We start from the raw sequence: 15,337 nt of genomic DNA, 5'->3' as shown, positions 1-15,337 counted from the left end.
AGTGCCCGGCGCGTGCGCGTGCCGGGCCTACAAAAAATGTCCGCGATATCAGGACACTGTAAGTTGGCAAATGCAGTACGGGGGGCATATGACCTGGTTTATTGACCGGCGTCTTAACGGCAAAAACAAGAGCACGGTGAATCGCCAGCGCTTCTTGCGCCGTTACAAATCGCAAATTAAACAGTCGATCTCCGAAGCCATCAACAAGCGTTCGGTGACCGACGTCGACAGCGGTGAGTCCGTGTCTATCCCGACGGATGACATTAGCGAGCCGATGTTCCATCAGGGGCGCGGCGGGTTACGCCACCGCGTTCATCCCGGTAACGATCACTTTGTGCAGAACGACAGAATCGAGCGCCCGCAGGGGGGCGGCGGCGGTTCGGGTAGCGGTCAGGGACAGGCGAGCCAGGACGGTGAAGGTCAGGACGAGTTCGTCTTCCAGATCTCTAAAGATGAGTATCTCGACCTGCTGTTCGAGGATCTGGCCCTGCCGAACCTGAAAAAGAATCAGCATCGCCAGCTTAACGAGTACAAAACCCATCGTGCGGGCTACACCGCCAACGGCGTCCCGGCGAACATCAGCGTGGTGCGGTCTCTGCAAAACTCGCTGGCGCGACGCACGGCGATGACGGCGGGGAAACGCCGCGAGCTGCGCGAGCTGGAAACCAGCCTGAAGGTGGTAGAAAACACCGAACCGGCACAGCTGCTGGAAGAGGAGCGCCTGCGTAAAGAGATTGCAGAGCTGCGCGCGAAGATCGACCGCGTTCCCTTTATTGACACCTTTGACCTGCGTTACAAGAACTACGAAAAACGCCCGGAGCCGTCCAGCCAGGCGGTGATGTTCTGCTTAATGGACGTGTCAGGCTCGATGGATCAGGCCACCAAGGACATGGCGAAGCGCTTTTATATTCTGCTCTACCTGTTCCTGAGCAGAACCTATAAGAACGTGGAGGTGGTGTATATTCGCCACCATACCCAGGCGAAAGAGGTGGATGAGCACGAGTTCTTCTACTCGCAGGAAACCGGCGGCACCATCGTGTCGAGCGCCCTGAAGCTGATGGATGAAGTAGTGAAGGAGCGCTACGACCCCGCGCAGTGGAATATTTACGCCGCGCAGGCGTCGGATGGCGATAACTGGGCAGACGACTCGCCGCTGTGTCATGACATTCTGGCGAAGAAAATTCTGCCCGTGGTGCGTTATTACAGCTATATCGAAATTACGCGTCGTGCCCACCAGACGCTGTGGCGCGAATATGAGCATCTGCAAACGATGTTCGATAACTTTGCGATGCAGCATATCCGCGATCAGGATGACATCTATCCGGTGTTCCGGGAGCTGTTCCAGAAACAGTCCTCCACCAGCAATGCCTGACCCGACAGCCAGCGTCCCCGCTGGCTGTTCTTTTATGCGCTGACGTTAAGGCAGTCGAGATGGCGATTAATCAGCATCGTGCAGTTGCGCCCGCCGTGTTTGCCCTTGTAGAGCGCCATATCCGCCCGTTCAAGCACTTCCCGCAGCGGTTCCCCCTTATGGACGCGGGTTAAGCCCGCCGTCAGTGTGACGCGAATACGGTGTTCCCCGGCCACGGTTTCAACCATCGCAATGGCGCGACGGATTTTCTCTGCCGCCAGGGTCGCCGCCCGGCTGTTCTCGGCCTGAAGCAGCACGATAAACTCCTCGCCGCCGTAGCGGTAAACGGACTCGGCGCGGCGAATGTTGTCTTCCAGGTTGATTGCCAGCGCGCGCAGCACGCAGTCTCCGGCAAGATGGCCGTAGGTATCGTTCACCTTTTTAAAATGATCCACGTCGATAAGCATCAGGAACAGGCCGTTATCGCTGTACTGATCGTTCATGCTGTCGAACGACTCGTCGAGAATGCGTCGCAGCGGCTGCCCCGTCAGGGCATCGTAGCTGGTGCGCAGTTGCAAAAGATGGACTTTATAGCGCGTCAGGGCATCGGTGAACCCCAGCAGCGCCGTTTCAAAACGCTCGAAATTCGCCGGGCTGTGGGTGTCGTTATCCAGCGTAATAATCAATTCACGGCAGGCCTGATGAACGGCAATATGCTTTTTATCGATATCGAGGAGGTAATTTTTATCGCCCCCTTCCCCCGTCAGCTGGGTCCTTAACCAGCTGCCAAATTCACAATGCTGCCAGGCGTTATTACAGGAAATTTCCGGCAGTTCGGCGTCACGACGGGCGACAAAGCGCAAGACTTTCACCAGCCATTTAAAATGTGCGTCCGTTGCGTTATTTAGCCCCCGGACGATGGAATCTATTTCTCTGTACTTCCTGTTCATATTGTCATCACTCCTGTGAAAATTCCGAATCCCGATAATAGCAGAGCTTTTTTCAGTTTTTGTCACGCGACGTTAATAACCACACACTTTGTGAGGCGCATCGGGAAAATATTCTGTGCTACTGTACAACGCTGCGTACTGGTATGAATAAGGTGAAGAAATGGCTGACGAAATAAAAGGCACAGAGACCCATCAGCAGCTGATCGATTTATTAACCCGGCAGCAGGCGCAATTTCGCGTCGTGGAGCATGAGGCGGTAGGAAAATGCGAAGCGGTGAGTGAAATTCGCGGAACCGCGCTGGGACAGGGGGCAAAAGCGCTGGTCTGCAAAGTGAAAGGCAACGGGGTGAAAAAACACGTACTGGCAATTCTGGCCGCCGACCAGCAGGCGGATTTAAGCCAGCTCGCCAGCCATTTCGGCGGGCTTAAGGCGTCGCTGGCTAGCCCGGCGGAGGTCGATACCCTGACCGCCTGCGTCTTTGGCGCTATTCCGCCCTTTAGCTTCCATCCGGATCTGGCGCTGGTCGCCGACCCGCTGCTGTTTGAGCGTTTTGACGAAATCGCCTTTAACGCGGGTCTGCTGGAAAAATCGGTGATCATGAACACCGCCGATTATCTGCGTATCGCCCGGCCCGAGCTGGTGGCGTTTCGCCGCCAGTAGCCCAGGCCGGAGGGCATCAGAACGTCACGTTCATCTTCGCCCAGAAGGTGCGTCCTGGTTCATTCACTGGCGTGTTGGAGGAGTAGCCAAAGCTGCTGTTCCCCGCCAGGTTCAGATGCTCGCTGTAGGTTTTATCGAACAGGTTATCGACGCCTGAGCTGAGTTTCAGGAACTTGTTCACCCTGTAGGCGGCGTTCGCCGAGACAATCGCAAAGCCCGCGCTCTGGTCAAAATCTTTCCCGACCACGTTACCTTCGTTCAGCGCGACGCGGTGCTGCGGGCTCACCATACGTAACAGCCCGGTTGAGCTCCAGTCGCCCTTCTCCCACGTTAGCCCCATGCGCGCCTCCAGCGGCGGCATCTGCGGCAGCGGCTGGTTGTCCTCGGTGTTCTCACCCCAGGAGTAGTTCAGGGTCGCGTCCGTTTTCCACTCATCGCTCAGCTGATAAGAGGCGCCCATTTCGCCGCCCATAATGGTGGCGTCCACGTTATCCGCCTGGCTGACGTGGCTGTCGTTCGGATCGTACAGGAAGAGGATATAGTCGTTGATGCGCCCGACGTAGGCCGAGATCCATCCCGTCGTTTTCTCGCCTTTATACTGCGCGCCGATATCCAGCTGGGTGGTTTGCTCCGGCTTCAGGTTATCGAAGACGTCCGAGGTGCCGTCCGGCCCGTAGGTCGGGGAGAACAGCTCCCAGTAGTCCGGGAAGCGCTCGGTATAGCCCAGTCCCGCGTAGACCATCGCCGGGGCCGACTCGAGGTTATGCTCGACGCGTAAAAAGCCCGCTGGCAGGGTATCTTCCCGGCTGCTGCTGCCCACGTCGGTAAAGTTATCCACCTCGACTTTGTCCAGACGCGCGCCGCCGATCACTTTGCTCAGATCGGTGGCGTTCCAGGTCAGCTCCCCGAAGGTGCCGTAGTCGTGGAAACGCGCATCCTCCTGCCAGCCCGCACTGTCGTCATCTTCGTAGCTGCGGTGGGTATTGGTCTGCATATCAACGCCGCTTTGCAGCTGGAAATCTGACCACAGCCAGGTGCCCATCATTCTGCCGCCTACCGTGCGGCGATCCACCTGTTTGTCCATCGGCATCGACATATCCATCGATCCCATCGACATACCGCCGCCCATCGACCCGGAGGACATGGTGCCCGGCGAGCGCATGGAGTAGTTGTCCATGATGTGGTTGGCGTAGTTGTAGTAGAGGCTCATATCCAGCGAGTCGAACACCTCACCGATATTCTCTTTCTTGAAGCGCAGCCCCAGGCTTTCGCGCTTGAACTGGGAGCCGTCCATGCCGCGCCCGGCATAGCTCGCGTCGCCGTTACCCTGCCCGGCGGTCAGCTCCAGCAGCGTGTCCGCATCCGGCGTCCAGCCGATCGCCATGTCGGTGTTCCACTTGTCCCACTTCGAGGCCAGGCGGTCGCCGTTACCGTCTTTATAATCGCCGGATTTGGATTTGTTGCCGTTCAGGCGCACGTAGCCATCTTCATTACCAAAGCTGACGTCAGCGTTCTCATCGAAGCGGTCGTTAGAGGCCGCGAGGAAGCTGGCGTCACCTTTGATCCCGGTTTTATCAAAGCGCGGCGGCTCGCGATCGAAGCGCACGGTCCCGGCAGAGTTGCCCGGCCCCCAGAGCACGGTTTCCGGCCCTTTAGTGACCGTCAGCAGGTCATAGCTTTCCGGGGAGATATAGGAACTCGGGGCGTCCATACGCGCCGGGCAGGCGCCGAGCATTTCGCTGTCGTTAGTTAACAGGCGCAGGCGCGAGCCGAACATGCCGCGAAACACCGGGTCGCCGTTGCTGCCGCCGTTGCGGATCTGGCTAAAGCCGGGGATGGTTTTCAGATAGTCAGAGCCGTCGCTGGCAGGCACCGGCTGGCGCGGGGTTTTCGGTGACGTGACCACCTCCAGCGGAGAGAGCACCGGCGCGGTCACGGTGATCACGTCGTCATCGTCCGGCTGCACGGCAGCATGGTTGTCTGCCGCCAGCACCGGGCATGACAGCGCCACCAGCAGCGACAGAACCAGTGGATGAGGGGTAAATGTGTTATTTTTCATTCATGTGCCCGAGCAAATAGCGTGACATGCCCTCGACACGCAATCGACAGGCACAGGATTAAGGCTGAAAATTTTGCATGGGCGAAGAGAACGGAACAACGACGCGCGAAGAGAATATAAGCTAAAGAAGAGGCTTGAAATTATTTCTGAATACGGATACGTGACGGAGCGATTTATCCGTGCCGCTCAAGTATCAGCACCGAGGCCACCAGCACCAGCGCAATGGTAAAAAAGGAACCTGAAATACAGAGCATATCGATAAAGGCCGGATCGTTCATGGTCATCTCCCGTCTTCAACTTTTCTCTGTTGTACCGCTAAATAATGACAGCCGCATGACATCGTCTATAAACAAACATGACGCGACGCTGAAACGATTCGTAAAATAAAAATAGCCTTCGCTGAAAAATCATTATCGCTCTCATTAATTTGTTACCGGTATCACGAAAAGGAGTTTACGTAATCCCGTTGGCAAATCTCGCAATTGTTAACGTGGAGGATATAGACAATCCTGCTTATCAGAACATCCTCAAAATAAACTGACACGGGCCAGGCGATCACCATGACCGATACAATTACCCGCAAAGAAAAAATAAGCTATGGATTAGGGGATATGGCGAGCCATATCGGGCTGGATAACGTCATTATTTTCCTGACGTTTTACTATACTGACGTGGTGGGACTCCCGGCGGCCTTTGTCGGAACCATGTTCCTGCTGGCGCGCACCGCCGACGCCATTATCGACCCGGCGATGGGCTACATCGCCGACCGCACCCGCACCCGCTGGGGCAAATTCAGGCCGTGGATGCTGTGGCTGGCGCTGCCCTTTGGCGCAAGCTGCCTGCTTACCTACGCGGTGCCGGAGTCTCTCGACCTGCACGGCAAAATGATATTTGCGACCGTCAGCTATACGCTGATGATGCTGATGTATACCGCGATTAATATTCCCTACTGCTCAATGGGCGCGGTTATTACCCCTGATAACGATGCGCGTATTTCCCTGCAATCGTATCGCTTTTTCCTCGCCACGTTAGGCGGCGCGCTGTCAACCTTCTTTATGATGCCGCTGGCGGAGTTTTTAGGCGGCGACGATAAATTACTGGGCTATCGCTGGGCGATGGCAATAATGGCCACCGTGGCGGTGGTCATGTTCTGGTTCTGCTTTGCCAATACCCGCGAGCGTATTAACGCCCCGGCGACCCATAATAATTACCTTGCTGAACTGCGTGATTTATTGCGTAACGATCAGTGGCGCGTTGTCGCCGTGCTGGTATTAACCAACATTGGCTTTGGGGTTATTCGCCTCGGCGCGATGATGTATTTCGTCACCTATTATCTCGGCAGCGCCAGCTATTTTATGTGGATGCTTGGCGCGCATATTCTCGGCAAAGCGGCGGGCAGCGCGCTGGCAAAACGCCTGACCCAGAACTACAGCAAAGTGCAGATGTTTGGCTACTGCTCCGTGCTGGCCGGCGTGCTCAGCATCGCGCTGTTCTTTGCCCCGAAATCGGTGCTCATTCTGGTGCCGATGACCTTTATCGTCTCCACCCTCTACCAGGCCACCACCACCCTGATGTGGGTGATGATGGCGGACGTCGCCGACTACGGCGAATGGAAGCAGGGCAAGCGCATGGACGGGGTAATTTTCTCGACCTTCCTGGCGGTGCTTAAGCTGGGAATGGCCATCAGCGGCGCCATCGTCGGCTGGACGCTCGGCTTTAGCGGCTACGTGGCAAACGCCTCGGAACAGACCACCACGGCGATGTACTGCATTATCGCCCTCTTCACCATTATTCCCGGCATCCTGTCGCTCTGCGCCTTTGCCACGCTGCGCTGGTACAAGCTTGACGACAGCACGATGAAATCTATCCAACTCGCCAAACACACTGCTTAAAAGGACGCGTTATTCATGAGTGAGCTGATCCAACATGCCGACAGCATCGAGTGGCGTTTCGAACGTCAGATCCTGCGTATCGAACCCTGGGGGGAAAACAGCCTCCGCGTCAGGGCGACCTGCGCGCCGGGCTTCACCGACGAGCCCCATGCGCTGCTGCCCGCGCCCGCCTGCTCGCCCGCGATCGCGGCGGAGGCCGAAAGCCTGACCCTGCGTAACGGCAACATCACCGCCACGCTGAACCTCAAGGGCCAGCTCGCCTTCTACAACCAGCGCGGCGAGCTGCTGCTGGAAGAGATGTGGCGTCAGCGCTCCACGGTGGGGATCGGGGCCAGCGAAAAGAGTCAGGACAAATACGTCAGCGCCCTTAAGCTCGACGGGCGCGAATTTAAGCCGCTGGCGGGCGGCAAATATCAGCTGACGGTGCGCTTTGAATCGCGTCCGGACGAGCGCATTTACGGCATGGGCCAGTATCAACAGCCGTGGCTGGATCTGAAGGGCTGTACGCTGGAGCTGGCGCAGCGTAACTCTCAGGCCAGCGTGCCCTTTATGCAGTCGAGCCTGGGCTATGGCCTGCTGTGGAACAACCCGGCGATTGGCGAAGCGAGCTTTGCCAAAAATCAGACCGAATGGCGCGCGCGGGTCACGGGCGAGATGGACTACTGGATCACCGCAGGCGACAGCGTGGCCGATATCACCCGTCAGTACGTCAAGGCCACCGGCACGCCGCCCCAGGCCCCGGCGTTTATCAGCGGCCTGTGGCAGTGCAAGCTGCGCTACCGCACCCAGCAGGAGGTGCTCGACGTGGCGCGGGAATATCGCCGCCGCAGTCTGCCGCTGTCGGTGATGGTGATCGACTTCTTCCACTGGCCCAATCAGGGGACCTGGTGCTTTGATCCGATCGACTGGCCGGATCCGAAAGCGATGGTCGACGAGCTGCGCGAAATGGGCATCGCGCTGATGGTGTCCGTCTGGCCGACCGTCGAGGCGCGCAGCCCGCTCTATCCGCTGATGAAGGCCAAAGGCTGGCTGGTGAGCAGCGAGCGCGGCGTGCAGGTGAACCTCGACTTTATGGGCAATACCACCTTCTTCGACGCTACGCACCCGCAGGCGCGGGAGTTTGTCTGGGATACGGTGAAGAAAAATTATTACGATCTGGGCATTACGCTGTTCTGGCTCGACGAAGCGGAGCCGGAATATCGCGCCTACGATTTTGACAACTATCGCTATTACGCCGGGCCGGTGCTGGAGGTGGGCAACCGCTATCCGCGTGATTTCGCCCAGGGCTTTTACGACGGGTTGCAGGCCAACGGTGAAACCGACATCGTGAACCTGGTGCGCTGCGCCTGGGCGGGCAGCCAGCGCTACGGCGTGCTGGCCTGGTCGGGGGACGTTCACTCCTCGTTCCACGCGTTTCGCAACCAGCTTGCCGCCGGGCTGAATATGGGCATGGCGGGGATCCCGTGGTGGACCACCGATATTGGCGGCTTCCAGGGCGGAAACGTGAACGATCCGGCGTTCCACGAGCTGCTGATCCGCTGGTTCCAGTGGGCGGTCTTTACCCCGGTGCTGCGTATGCACGGCTACCGTGAGCCGCAGATCCAGCCGCCGGAACGCTATCGCGACGGTATTCCGCAGTGCAACAGCGGCTCCCCGAACGAGCTGTGGAGCTACGGCGAGGAGAACTTTGCCATCATGCAGCGCTGGCTGTCGGTGCGCGAAACCCTGCGCCCGTACATAGATGCGCTTTATGAAAATGCCCACCAGCACGGCGATCCGCTGATGCGTCCGCTGTTCTGGCACTACCCGCAGGAGCCGCAAAGCTGGCAGACGGAAGATCAGTATCTGTTTGGTGAAGATCTGCTGGTGGCCCCGGTGATGCACGCCGGGCAGCGCGAGCGCGAAGTGTGGCTCCCGGCCGGAGACAGCTGGGTTGCGCTGAACGGTGAACGCTATAAGGGCGGCGAGCGTATTTCGGTGCAGGCGGCGCTGGATACCATCCCTGTGTTCGTGCGCGACGGCAGCCCGCTGGTGGCTCAGCTAACCGCCTGATCTGAGGCAAGTGCCCAAAAAATAGCGTTATTTTTGATTAAAGCCTGTTTGCTTTCGCGTTTGCGCGTAAAGTAAGCGGGCTTACTATTTTTTGGCAAGGATCCCGTCATGTTCGACCCCACTCTTATGATACTTCTGGCTCTGGCCGCGCTCGGTTTTATCAGCCACAACACCACGGTGGCGATCTCCATTCTGGTGCTGATCATCGTGCGCGTGACCCCGTTAAACACCTTCTTCCCGTGGATCGAAAAACAGGGGCTGACCGTCGGGATCATTATTCTGACCATCGGCGTGATGGCCCCGATCGCCAGCGGCACGCTGCCCGCCTCAACGCTTCTGCACTCTTTTGTGAACTGGAAATCGCTGGTAGCCATTGGCGTCGGTATTTTTGTCTCGTGGCTCGGCGGGCGAGGCGTAACGCTGATGAGCAGCCAGCCGTCGCTGGTCGCCGGGCTGCTGGTGGGCACGGTGCTGGGCGTGGCGCTGTTCCGCGGCGTGCCGGTGGGCCCGCTGATCGCCGCCGGGCTGGTGTCGCTGTTTATCGGGAAGTCGTAGCCAGATTCGCCACATAGCGGGCGGGGGTCTGCCCTAGCCCCTTTCTGAACATCGTGATAAACGCGGTGGTGGAGTCATAGCCCAGCGACTGCGCCACCTGCTGCACCGATTGCCCGCGGATCAGCAGCTGTAGCGCCACGATAAGCTGCAACTGGTGCCGCCAGCGCCGAAAGCTCAGTCCGGTCTCTTTGACCACCAGCCGCGCCAGGTTGCGCTCGCTCATGGCGAAGTGGTGCGCCCACTGCCCGAGGGTTTGCCACCCGGCGGGCTCCTCGGCCATTTTTTCACTCATCAGACGGATTTTAGGATGCGCGGAGACCGGCAGTTGCAGGTGCTCCTGCGGTTGCAGCAGCAGTTCGTCAAACAGCACGTCGATCAGCCGCGCGGTGGCGGGCAGCTGGCGCTCCTGCGCCGTTTTCGCGGCAAGGGTCAGGATCAGCTCGCGCACCAGCGGGGATATTTTCAGGGTGCAGCAGCGTTCCGGCAGGCCAAGCGCGCCGGGTTCAATAAACAAAAAGCAGAGCTGGGCGCTGGGCGTGGCCTTGTTGCTGTGAGGCAGCCCGCCGGGTATCCACACCGCGTACTGCGGCGGCACCATCAGCATCGCATTTTCCACTTCGCAGGTAATGGCCCCGCCCAGCGCGAGGATCAGCTGCCCTTTGCGGTGCTGGTGCACGGGAATGTGCTGTTCTTCTGCCACCACGCGGATGCGGAACGCCACCGCCGCGTCGTGCTGGCTGTCGGGGTCGTAGCCTTCAAGTCCCAGACCAATCATTAAGTTGTCCGATATGAGCGATAAACTGTCATTTTAGCTTGATTTCAACAGGCGTGAAAATCGGTATCGTGTGCGCTCGCTTTAACGTTCGAGAAAACAATGACTACTGCACTTCGTCCCTCAGGGAAACAGGGCGCGCTGCTGATTGCAGGCATCCTGATGATTGCCACCACGCTTCGCGTCACCTTTACCGGTGCGGCACCGCTGCTCGACACCATTCGCCAGGACTATGGTTTAAGCACCGCGCAAACGGGGCTGCTAACCACCCTGCCGCTGCTGGCCTTTGCGCTGATTTCCCCGCTGGCGGCTGGCGTGGCGCGTCGCATGGGTATCGAGCGCAGCCTGTTTATCGCCCTGCTGCTGATCTGCGTCGGCATTGGGGTGCGCTCCCTGCCCTCGGCGCCGCTGCTGTTTATCGGCACGGCGGTGATTGGCTGCGGTATTGCGCTCGGCAACGTGCTGCTGCCGGGGCTGATCAAGCGTGATTTTTCCGGGCAGGTCGCCAGAATGACCGGTGCCTACTCGCTGACGATGGGCGCGTCGGCGGCGCTGGGCTCGGCCCTGATTGTTCCCCTTGCCGCAGGCGCGGGCTGGCACGGCGCGCTGCTGATGCTGATGGTGTTTCCGCTGGTGGCGCTGCTGCTGTGGCTCCCCCAGTGGCGGCAGGCTCCGGTCGCCACCGTGACGGGGGCCGGCGCGCTGCACAACCGCGCCATCTGGCGTTCCGCGCTGGCGTGGCAGGTGACTTTATTCCTCGGCATCAACTCGCTGATTTACTACGTGATAATCGGCTGGCTGCCCGCCATTTTACTCAGCCACGGCTACAGCGAGGCCGAAGCCGGATCGATGCACGGTCTGTTGCAGCTTGCCACCGCCATTCCAGGGCTGGCGGTGCCGCTGGTTCTGCATCGGCTGAAAGATCAGCGCGGGATCGCCGGATGCGTGGCGCTGATGTGCGCCGTCAGCGCGGCGGGATACTGGTTTGCGCCGGATCTGGCGGTGCTGTGGACGCTGATTTTCGGCTTTGGCTCCGGGGCGACCATGATTTTAGGCCTGACCTTTATCGGCCTGCGCGCCAGCTCTGCGCATCAGGCGGCGGCGCTGTCGGGTATGGCGCAGTCGATTGGTTATCTGCTGGCAGCCTGCGGCCCGCCGCTGATGGGCAAAATTCACGATTCGGCGGGGGACTGGCGCATTCCGCTGATGGCCTGCGCGCTGGCGTCGGTGGTGATGGCCGTGTGCGGCGTGCTTGCCGGACGCGACCGGGAGATCGCGACCCGCTAAGCAAAAAGGCAGACCTTTCGGTCTGCCTTTTTTTATCCGCGCGCCGCGCGAAGCATCGCCTGCGCCAGCACCACCGGACGGCCGTCCAGCGCCGCGCGTTCGTGCTGGAACAGCGTGATCACAAAGAAAGGATGGATGATCAGCTCTGCCGCGCGAATCTCGCCCTGCTCGTCCCAGCCCGTTACGCGCATATCGCCGCTTTCAAGCGCCTGCGCGAACTCAGCCGACACGCCGTAGTTGCAGTGATATCCCTCAACGATTTCATCTCTGCCGTATGCTTTCGCAATGAGGGTGTTATGGCGAAGCTCAATGGCATCGGTTTTTTCCACCAGCGAACAGGTTAATGGCGCAATCACCATTCTGCCTTCGGTGTCGGTTTCCGCGTGTGCGGCATCGGCCCAGCCCAGCACGTTGCGCGCGTACTCAATCAGCGCGTGCTGGAACCCGCCGCAGGTGCCAAGAAACGGCACGCTGTTTTCACGCGCGTAACGCGCCGCGATAAACGCCGCCTCGGTATTTTTATAGGGACTTGCCGGAACCAGCCAGATGGCATCATAACCCACCAGATCTTCCGGGCTGGTTAGCTCGGTCGTGGCGAGCCAGTCATAATCGGCGGTCAGTTCAAGGACGGCGGCGGCGTCATCAATGGCTAACGGGATCGCCTGATGTGCAATAACGTCAGGATTGTAATCGCCTACTAAAGCAATGCGCAGCGTGGTTTTAACCGGGGAGAGTTCCATGGGAGGTCCTTATGCCGAAGAATTATCACATTACATAAGGAGCCTCAGACTACCGATCTTTTGCTGTTATCACAATACCTTAAATTGGGTGGGCAAAAGTGGAGTGCTATAGTGTGCAGGACGAACATCACGGAGAGCGATAATGATTCAATGCAAACGCGTGTACGAGCAGGCAAGCTCAGAAGACGGTTATCGGGTTCTGGTCGACCGGCTGTGGCCGCGCGGGGTCAAAAAAACCGATCTCGCCTTCGACGAGTGGTGTAAAGCGCTTACCCCTTCTAGCGAGCTGCGCAAGGCGTATCACGGCGAAACCATCGATTTTGCCGCCTTCAGCGAGGCGTACAGGGAAGAGCTTGCGCAGCACAGGGAGGAAGGCCAGCGTCTTGCCGCACTGGCAAAAAAAGAGACCCTCACCCTGCTCTACGGCGCAAAGGATACGCAGCAAAATCACGCGCGGGTATTAGCCGACTGGCTGCGCCATCTTACGGTTAGCTAATTGCCAGTTCGTCCAGTCTTTGCGGGGCAGCGTCCGGCTGGAGCGGCATCAGATGCTCAGGGCGAACAAAGGCAAAACCGTGCTGATTATCGAAGGCAAAGACATCGCCGGTGACCAGCCACAGGGCGCGGTCGGCGGTAGCGGGAAGCTGCGTCATCACGCCGTTAACCGGGTTCACAAAACGCAGCCCTGGCTGGCACAGGCCAAAGAGTTCAACGGATTTTCCGATATTGCGGCGGCCCGCAGGGGTACGTGCGCCAACGATCATCGCCAGGCTGCCCGGTTTTAGCTGAAACATACTTCTCTCGCGTGAATACTGGTGGTTAAGAATATTCCTAAAGAGAAGTATATCGCAGTCAGCGTTTTGCTGTCATCTGGAAGGTTGCGGACGATCGCGACGGTAGAGATTCCATTCGTCAATCACCTCGCCACCCGGCAGTTTGCAGTCGGTGCGCACGCCCTGCGGGGTCTGGACCGGAACCTGCTCTCCCCCTTTTTGCAGACAATAGACCGACGCCGGGTTAGCCATGCCGATCTGCGGGGGTGTTGGCGCATCCGGCACGCTGGTTTTTGACGCGGAACAGGCCGCAAGGGGTAAGGCCAAGGCCAGCAACAGGTATTTCATTTTCACTCCTTCTGAAAGTTAACACGCCTAAGCCTAATCCTCCGGCGGCGCTTTCTCCATGATTTCTCCATTAAAGCTGCACTTTTCGGTTTTATAGTGTGCAGGTTCTCGATATGACCAGAGAACATCATTCCGTAATCAAGATGTTTTGCCCCGCTCTCAACGGCGGGGCTTTTTTTTGCCCGCCCCGCCTGCGCTTCCCCCTCTTCGGGATATATAAAATGATGTATATTCGTGTTTTACTATGCCCGCAGCCTACATTTTCAGCATAAGTACAGATGCAGACGGCGTTTGTACTGGAGTTAACCTACGTCATGTCCGATATCATTCTCGCCCGCGTTTCAGAAACTCTCGCCACCGAGCAATCCCTTGAAAGCCTGGTACGTCAGCTCCTTGAAATGCTGGAGATCGTCACCGACATGGAGTCGACCTATCTGACGAAAGTGGATATCAACGCCCGGTTGCAGCACATCCTGTACGCCCGCAACAGCAAGCAGATGCAGATCCCGGAAGGACTCAGCGTTCCATGGGGGGAAACGCTGTGCAAACGGGCGATTGATAGCGACACCTTTTTTAGCAACGAGGTCGCAGAGCGCTGGGCTGACTGCGAGGCGGCGAAAGCGCTGGGCATAACCACCTACATGAGCATTCCGATCCACCTCGCCGACGGCTCGCTGTACGGCACGCTCTGCGCCACCAGCACCGCGAAAAAGCAGCTCAGCGAGCGCGGCGAGCAGGTGCTGAAGCTGTTTGCCGGGCTGATTGCCCAGTACATCCAGAAAGAGTCGCTGCTGGCGCAGCTTCGCGAGGCCAACGCCGCGCTTATCGCCCACTCCTATACCGATGCCCTGACCGGCCTGCCGAATCGCCGGGCGATCTTCGAGAACCTGACGACGCTGTTTTCCCTCGCGCGGCATCTCAAGCGCAACGCCATTATCGCCTTTATCGATCTGGACGACTTTAAGCTCATTAACGACCGCTACGGCCATGACGCGGGCGATCGGTTCCTTATCGAAGTAGGCAAAAGGCTCACGCACGAACAGAGCCAGGACGATATTATCGGGCGGCTGGGGGGCGACGAGTTTTTAGTTGCCTGCCTGAGCAAAGGTGAACACGAAAGCGAGCAGATGAACCTGATTAAAACCCGTATCAGCGCCACCATAGCCGGCGAATACTGGCTCGGGAACGTGCGTATCTTTTATCCGGGCGCCAGTCTTGGCGTGGTGGAGGTTGACCCCGAGAACACCGATGCGGACAGCGCGCTGCGCGCCGCAGACGAGGCGATGTATCAGGATAAAAAGAGAAAAAACAAAACGGGCTTTCTCACCATTGATTAAGCCCGTACACTCTACGGCGGAATTTCAACCGAGACAGGGGATGGCATGAGAATTGGAATAGTCTTTCCGGTCGTTATTTTTATAACGGCAGTGGTGTTTTTAGCCTGGTTTTTTGTGGGCGGTTACGCCGCGCCGGGGGCATAAATGAGAAAAACAACCATCATTATGCTGATCGTGGCCGTTGTCGCCGTCGCCGGAACGCAGCTCGGCTGGTGGTAACGCGCAGTAAAAAGGCCGCCCGCAGGCAGCCTTTTTTATCTTTCATCGCGTTTCAGCGTTAGCTTTTGATTTTTCTGTAGACAAACAGAACAACCAGCGCACCAATCACCGCCACGGCGAAGCTGCCAAAGTTGAAGCCATCGACTTTACCGAAACCGAAGAGGGTGCTGATCCAGCCGCCCACGACCGCACCAATGATCCCCAGGATTACGGTTACGATAAAACCACCGCCATCTTTACCCGGCATAATCCACTTCGCCAGGATCCCCGCAATCAGCCCAAAGATAATCCAGGATAGAATTCCCATAACTTTCCTCTCTGTATGGTTTTTGTCATTAAAT

18 protein-coding genes are annotated in these 15,337 nt (G+C 58.2%); 10 read left to right on the top strand and 8 right to left on the bottom strand.

Going from position 1 to position 15,337, the window contains the following annotated elements:
* Positions 1-88 precede the first annotated feature (88 nt).
* Entirely contained in the window at positions 89-1,372 is a 1,284-nt protein-coding gene (locus ACSVHP_RS00175; protein ID WP_234673605.1) for a YeaH/YhbH family protein, read from the top strand.
* Between the two features lie 32 nt (positions 1,373-1,404).
* Here the strand turns inward: ACSVHP_RS00175 and ACSVHP_RS00170 are convergent, their stop codons facing one another.
* Entirely contained in the window at positions 1,405-2,301 is an 897-nt protein-coding gene (locus tag ACSVHP_RS00170) for a diguanylate cyclase (RefSeq protein ID WP_447550577.1), read from the bottom strand.
* A 160-nt stretch (positions 2,302-2,461) separates the two neighbouring features.
* Here ACSVHP_RS00170 and ACSVHP_RS00165 point away from each other — a divergent pair, with 160 nt between their 5' ends.
* Positions 2,462-2,962: a YbaK/prolyl-tRNA synthetase associated domain-containing protein gene (locus ACSVHP_RS00165; protein ID WP_447550576.1), complete on the top strand. Its 501-nt coding sequence runs from the start codon at positions 2,462-2,464 to the stop codon at positions 2,960-2,962.
* Between the two features lie 16 nt (positions 2,963-2,978).
* On the opposite strand, the gene ACSVHP_RS00160 is transcribed toward ACSVHP_RS00165, so the two are convergent.
* Both ACSVHP_RS00160 and yoaI read right to left on the bottom strand, forming a co-directional pair.
* Positions 2,979-5,021 (bottom strand): TonB-dependent copper receptor, encoded by a 2,043-nt coding sequence (locus ACSVHP_RS00160; RefSeq protein WP_447550575.1) that lies wholly within the window; start codon positions 5,019-5,021, stop codon positions 2,979-2,981.
* 173 nt (positions 5,022-5,194) lie between these two features.
* Positions 5,195-5,299 carry a small membrane protein YoaI gene (yoaI, locus tag ACSVHP_RS00155; protein WP_279642081.1) on the bottom strand — a complete coding sequence of 35 codons (105 nt, stop codon included), beginning with the start codon at positions 5,297-5,299 and terminating at the stop codon, positions 5,195-5,197.
* 282 nt (positions 5,300-5,581) lie between these two features.
* Between yoaI and ACSVHP_RS00150 the strand changes: the two genes are divergently transcribed.
* From ACSVHP_RS00150 to ACSVHP_RS00140, 3 genes are all read left to right on the top strand, one after another.
* Complete coding sequence (locus tag ACSVHP_RS00150) at positions 5,582-6,913, top strand: glycoside-pentoside-hexuronide (GPH):cation symporter (protein ID WP_447550574.1); 1,332 nt, start codon at positions 5,582-5,584, stop codon at positions 6,911-6,913.
* Positions 6,914-6,928: 15 nt separating this feature from the next.
* Complete coding sequence (locus ACSVHP_RS00145; protein ID WP_447550572.1) at positions 6,929-8,965, top strand: glycoside hydrolase family 31 protein; 2,037 nt, start codon at positions 6,929-6,931, stop codon at positions 8,963-8,965.
* A 108-nt stretch (positions 8,966-9,073) separates the two neighbouring features.
* Positions 9,074-9,520 (top strand): DUF441 domain-containing protein, encoded by a 447-nt coding sequence (locus ACSVHP_RS00140; protein WP_234673599.1) that lies wholly within the window; start codon positions 9,074-9,076, stop codon positions 9,518-9,520.
* Here ACSVHP_RS00140 and ACSVHP_RS00135 read toward each other — a convergent pair.
* Positions 9,504-10,295, bottom strand: a complete 792-nt coding sequence (locus ACSVHP_RS00135; RefSeq protein ID WP_447550571.1) for an AraC family transcriptional regulator — start codon at positions 10,293-10,295, stop codon at positions 9,504-9,506. The two genes, ACSVHP_RS00140 and ACSVHP_RS00135, sit on opposite strands and share 17 nt — an antisense overlap.
* Positions 10,296-10,394: 99 nt before the next feature.
* Between ACSVHP_RS00135 and ACSVHP_RS00130 the strand changes: the two genes are divergently transcribed.
* On the top strand, positions 10,395-11,579 hold the full coding sequence (locus ACSVHP_RS00130) for a CynX/NimT family MFS transporter (RefSeq protein ID WP_417314131.1): 1,185 nt from the start codon (positions 10,395-10,397) through the stop codon (positions 11,577-11,579).
* A gap of 32 nt (positions 11,580-11,611) precedes the next feature.
* Here the strand turns inward: ACSVHP_RS00130 and ACSVHP_RS00125 are convergent, their stop codons facing one another.
* Positions 11,612-12,319 (bottom strand): CTP synthase C-terminal region-related (seleno)protein, encoded by a 708-nt coding sequence (locus tag ACSVHP_RS00125; RefSeq protein ID WP_447550570.1) that lies wholly within the window; start codon positions 12,317-12,319, stop codon positions 11,612-11,614.
* A gap of 142 nt (positions 12,320-12,461) precedes the next feature.
* Here ACSVHP_RS00125 and ACSVHP_RS00120 point away from each other — a divergent pair, with 142 nt between their 5' ends.
* Positions 12,462-12,815 carry a DUF488 domain-containing protein gene (locus ACSVHP_RS00120; protein WP_447550569.1) on the top strand — a complete coding sequence of 118 codons (354 nt, stop codon included), beginning with the start codon at positions 12,462-12,464 and terminating at the stop codon, positions 12,813-12,815.
* On the opposite strand, the gene ACSVHP_RS00115 is transcribed toward ACSVHP_RS00120, so the two are convergent.
* Together ACSVHP_RS00115 and ACSVHP_RS00110 are read right to left on the bottom strand one after the other, a co-directional pair.
* Positions 12,808-13,113, bottom strand: a complete 306-nt coding sequence (locus ACSVHP_RS00115; protein ID WP_447550568.1) for a hypothetical protein — start codon at positions 13,111-13,113, stop codon at positions 12,808-12,810. The two genes, ACSVHP_RS00120 and ACSVHP_RS00115, sit on opposite strands and share 8 nt — an antisense overlap.
* Positions 13,114-13,185: 72 nt before the next feature.
* Positions 13,186-13,440, bottom strand: a complete 255-nt coding sequence (locus tag ACSVHP_RS00110; protein ID WP_447550566.1) for a putative hemolysin — start codon at positions 13,438-13,440, stop codon at positions 13,186-13,188.
* Between the two features lie 314 nt (positions 13,441-13,754).
* On the opposite strand from ACSVHP_RS00110, the gene ACSVHP_RS00105 reads away from it, so the two are divergent.
* The 3 genes from ACSVHP_RS00105 to yoaJ are packed head-to-tail and all read left to right on the top strand — an operon-like array spanning position 13,755 to position 14,996.
* On the top strand, positions 13,755-14,777 hold the full coding sequence (locus ACSVHP_RS00105; RefSeq protein WP_447550861.1) for a sensor domain-containing diguanylate cyclase: 1,023 nt from the start codon (positions 13,755-13,757) through the stop codon (positions 14,775-14,777).
* Positions 14,778-14,822: 45 nt separating this feature from the next.
* Positions 14,823-14,921: a YoaK family small membrane protein gene (locus tag ACSVHP_RS00100; RefSeq protein WP_112009395.1), complete on the top strand. Its 99-nt coding sequence runs from the start codon at positions 14,823-14,825 to the stop codon at positions 14,919-14,921.
* A complete protein-coding gene (yoaJ, locus tag ACSVHP_RS00095; RefSeq protein WP_107704291.1) occupies positions 14,922-14,996 on the top strand; it encodes a protein YoaJ in 75 nt (24 codons plus the stop codon).
* A gap of 58 nt (positions 14,997-15,054) precedes the next feature.
* Here the strand turns inward: yoaJ and ACSVHP_RS00090 are convergent, their stop codons facing one another.
* Positions 15,055-15,303, bottom strand: a complete 249-nt coding sequence (locus ACSVHP_RS00090) for a GlsB/YeaQ/YmgE family stress response membrane protein (protein WP_234673592.1) — start codon at positions 15,301-15,303, stop codon at positions 15,055-15,057.
* Positions 15,304-15,337: the final 34 nt, after the last annotated feature.

The sequence above is a fragment of the Enterobacter sp. 186315 genome, from assembly GCF_053290175.1.
Note: the sequence above shows the minus strand (reverse complement) of the source record. Positions and strands in the feature narration are given on the sequence as shown.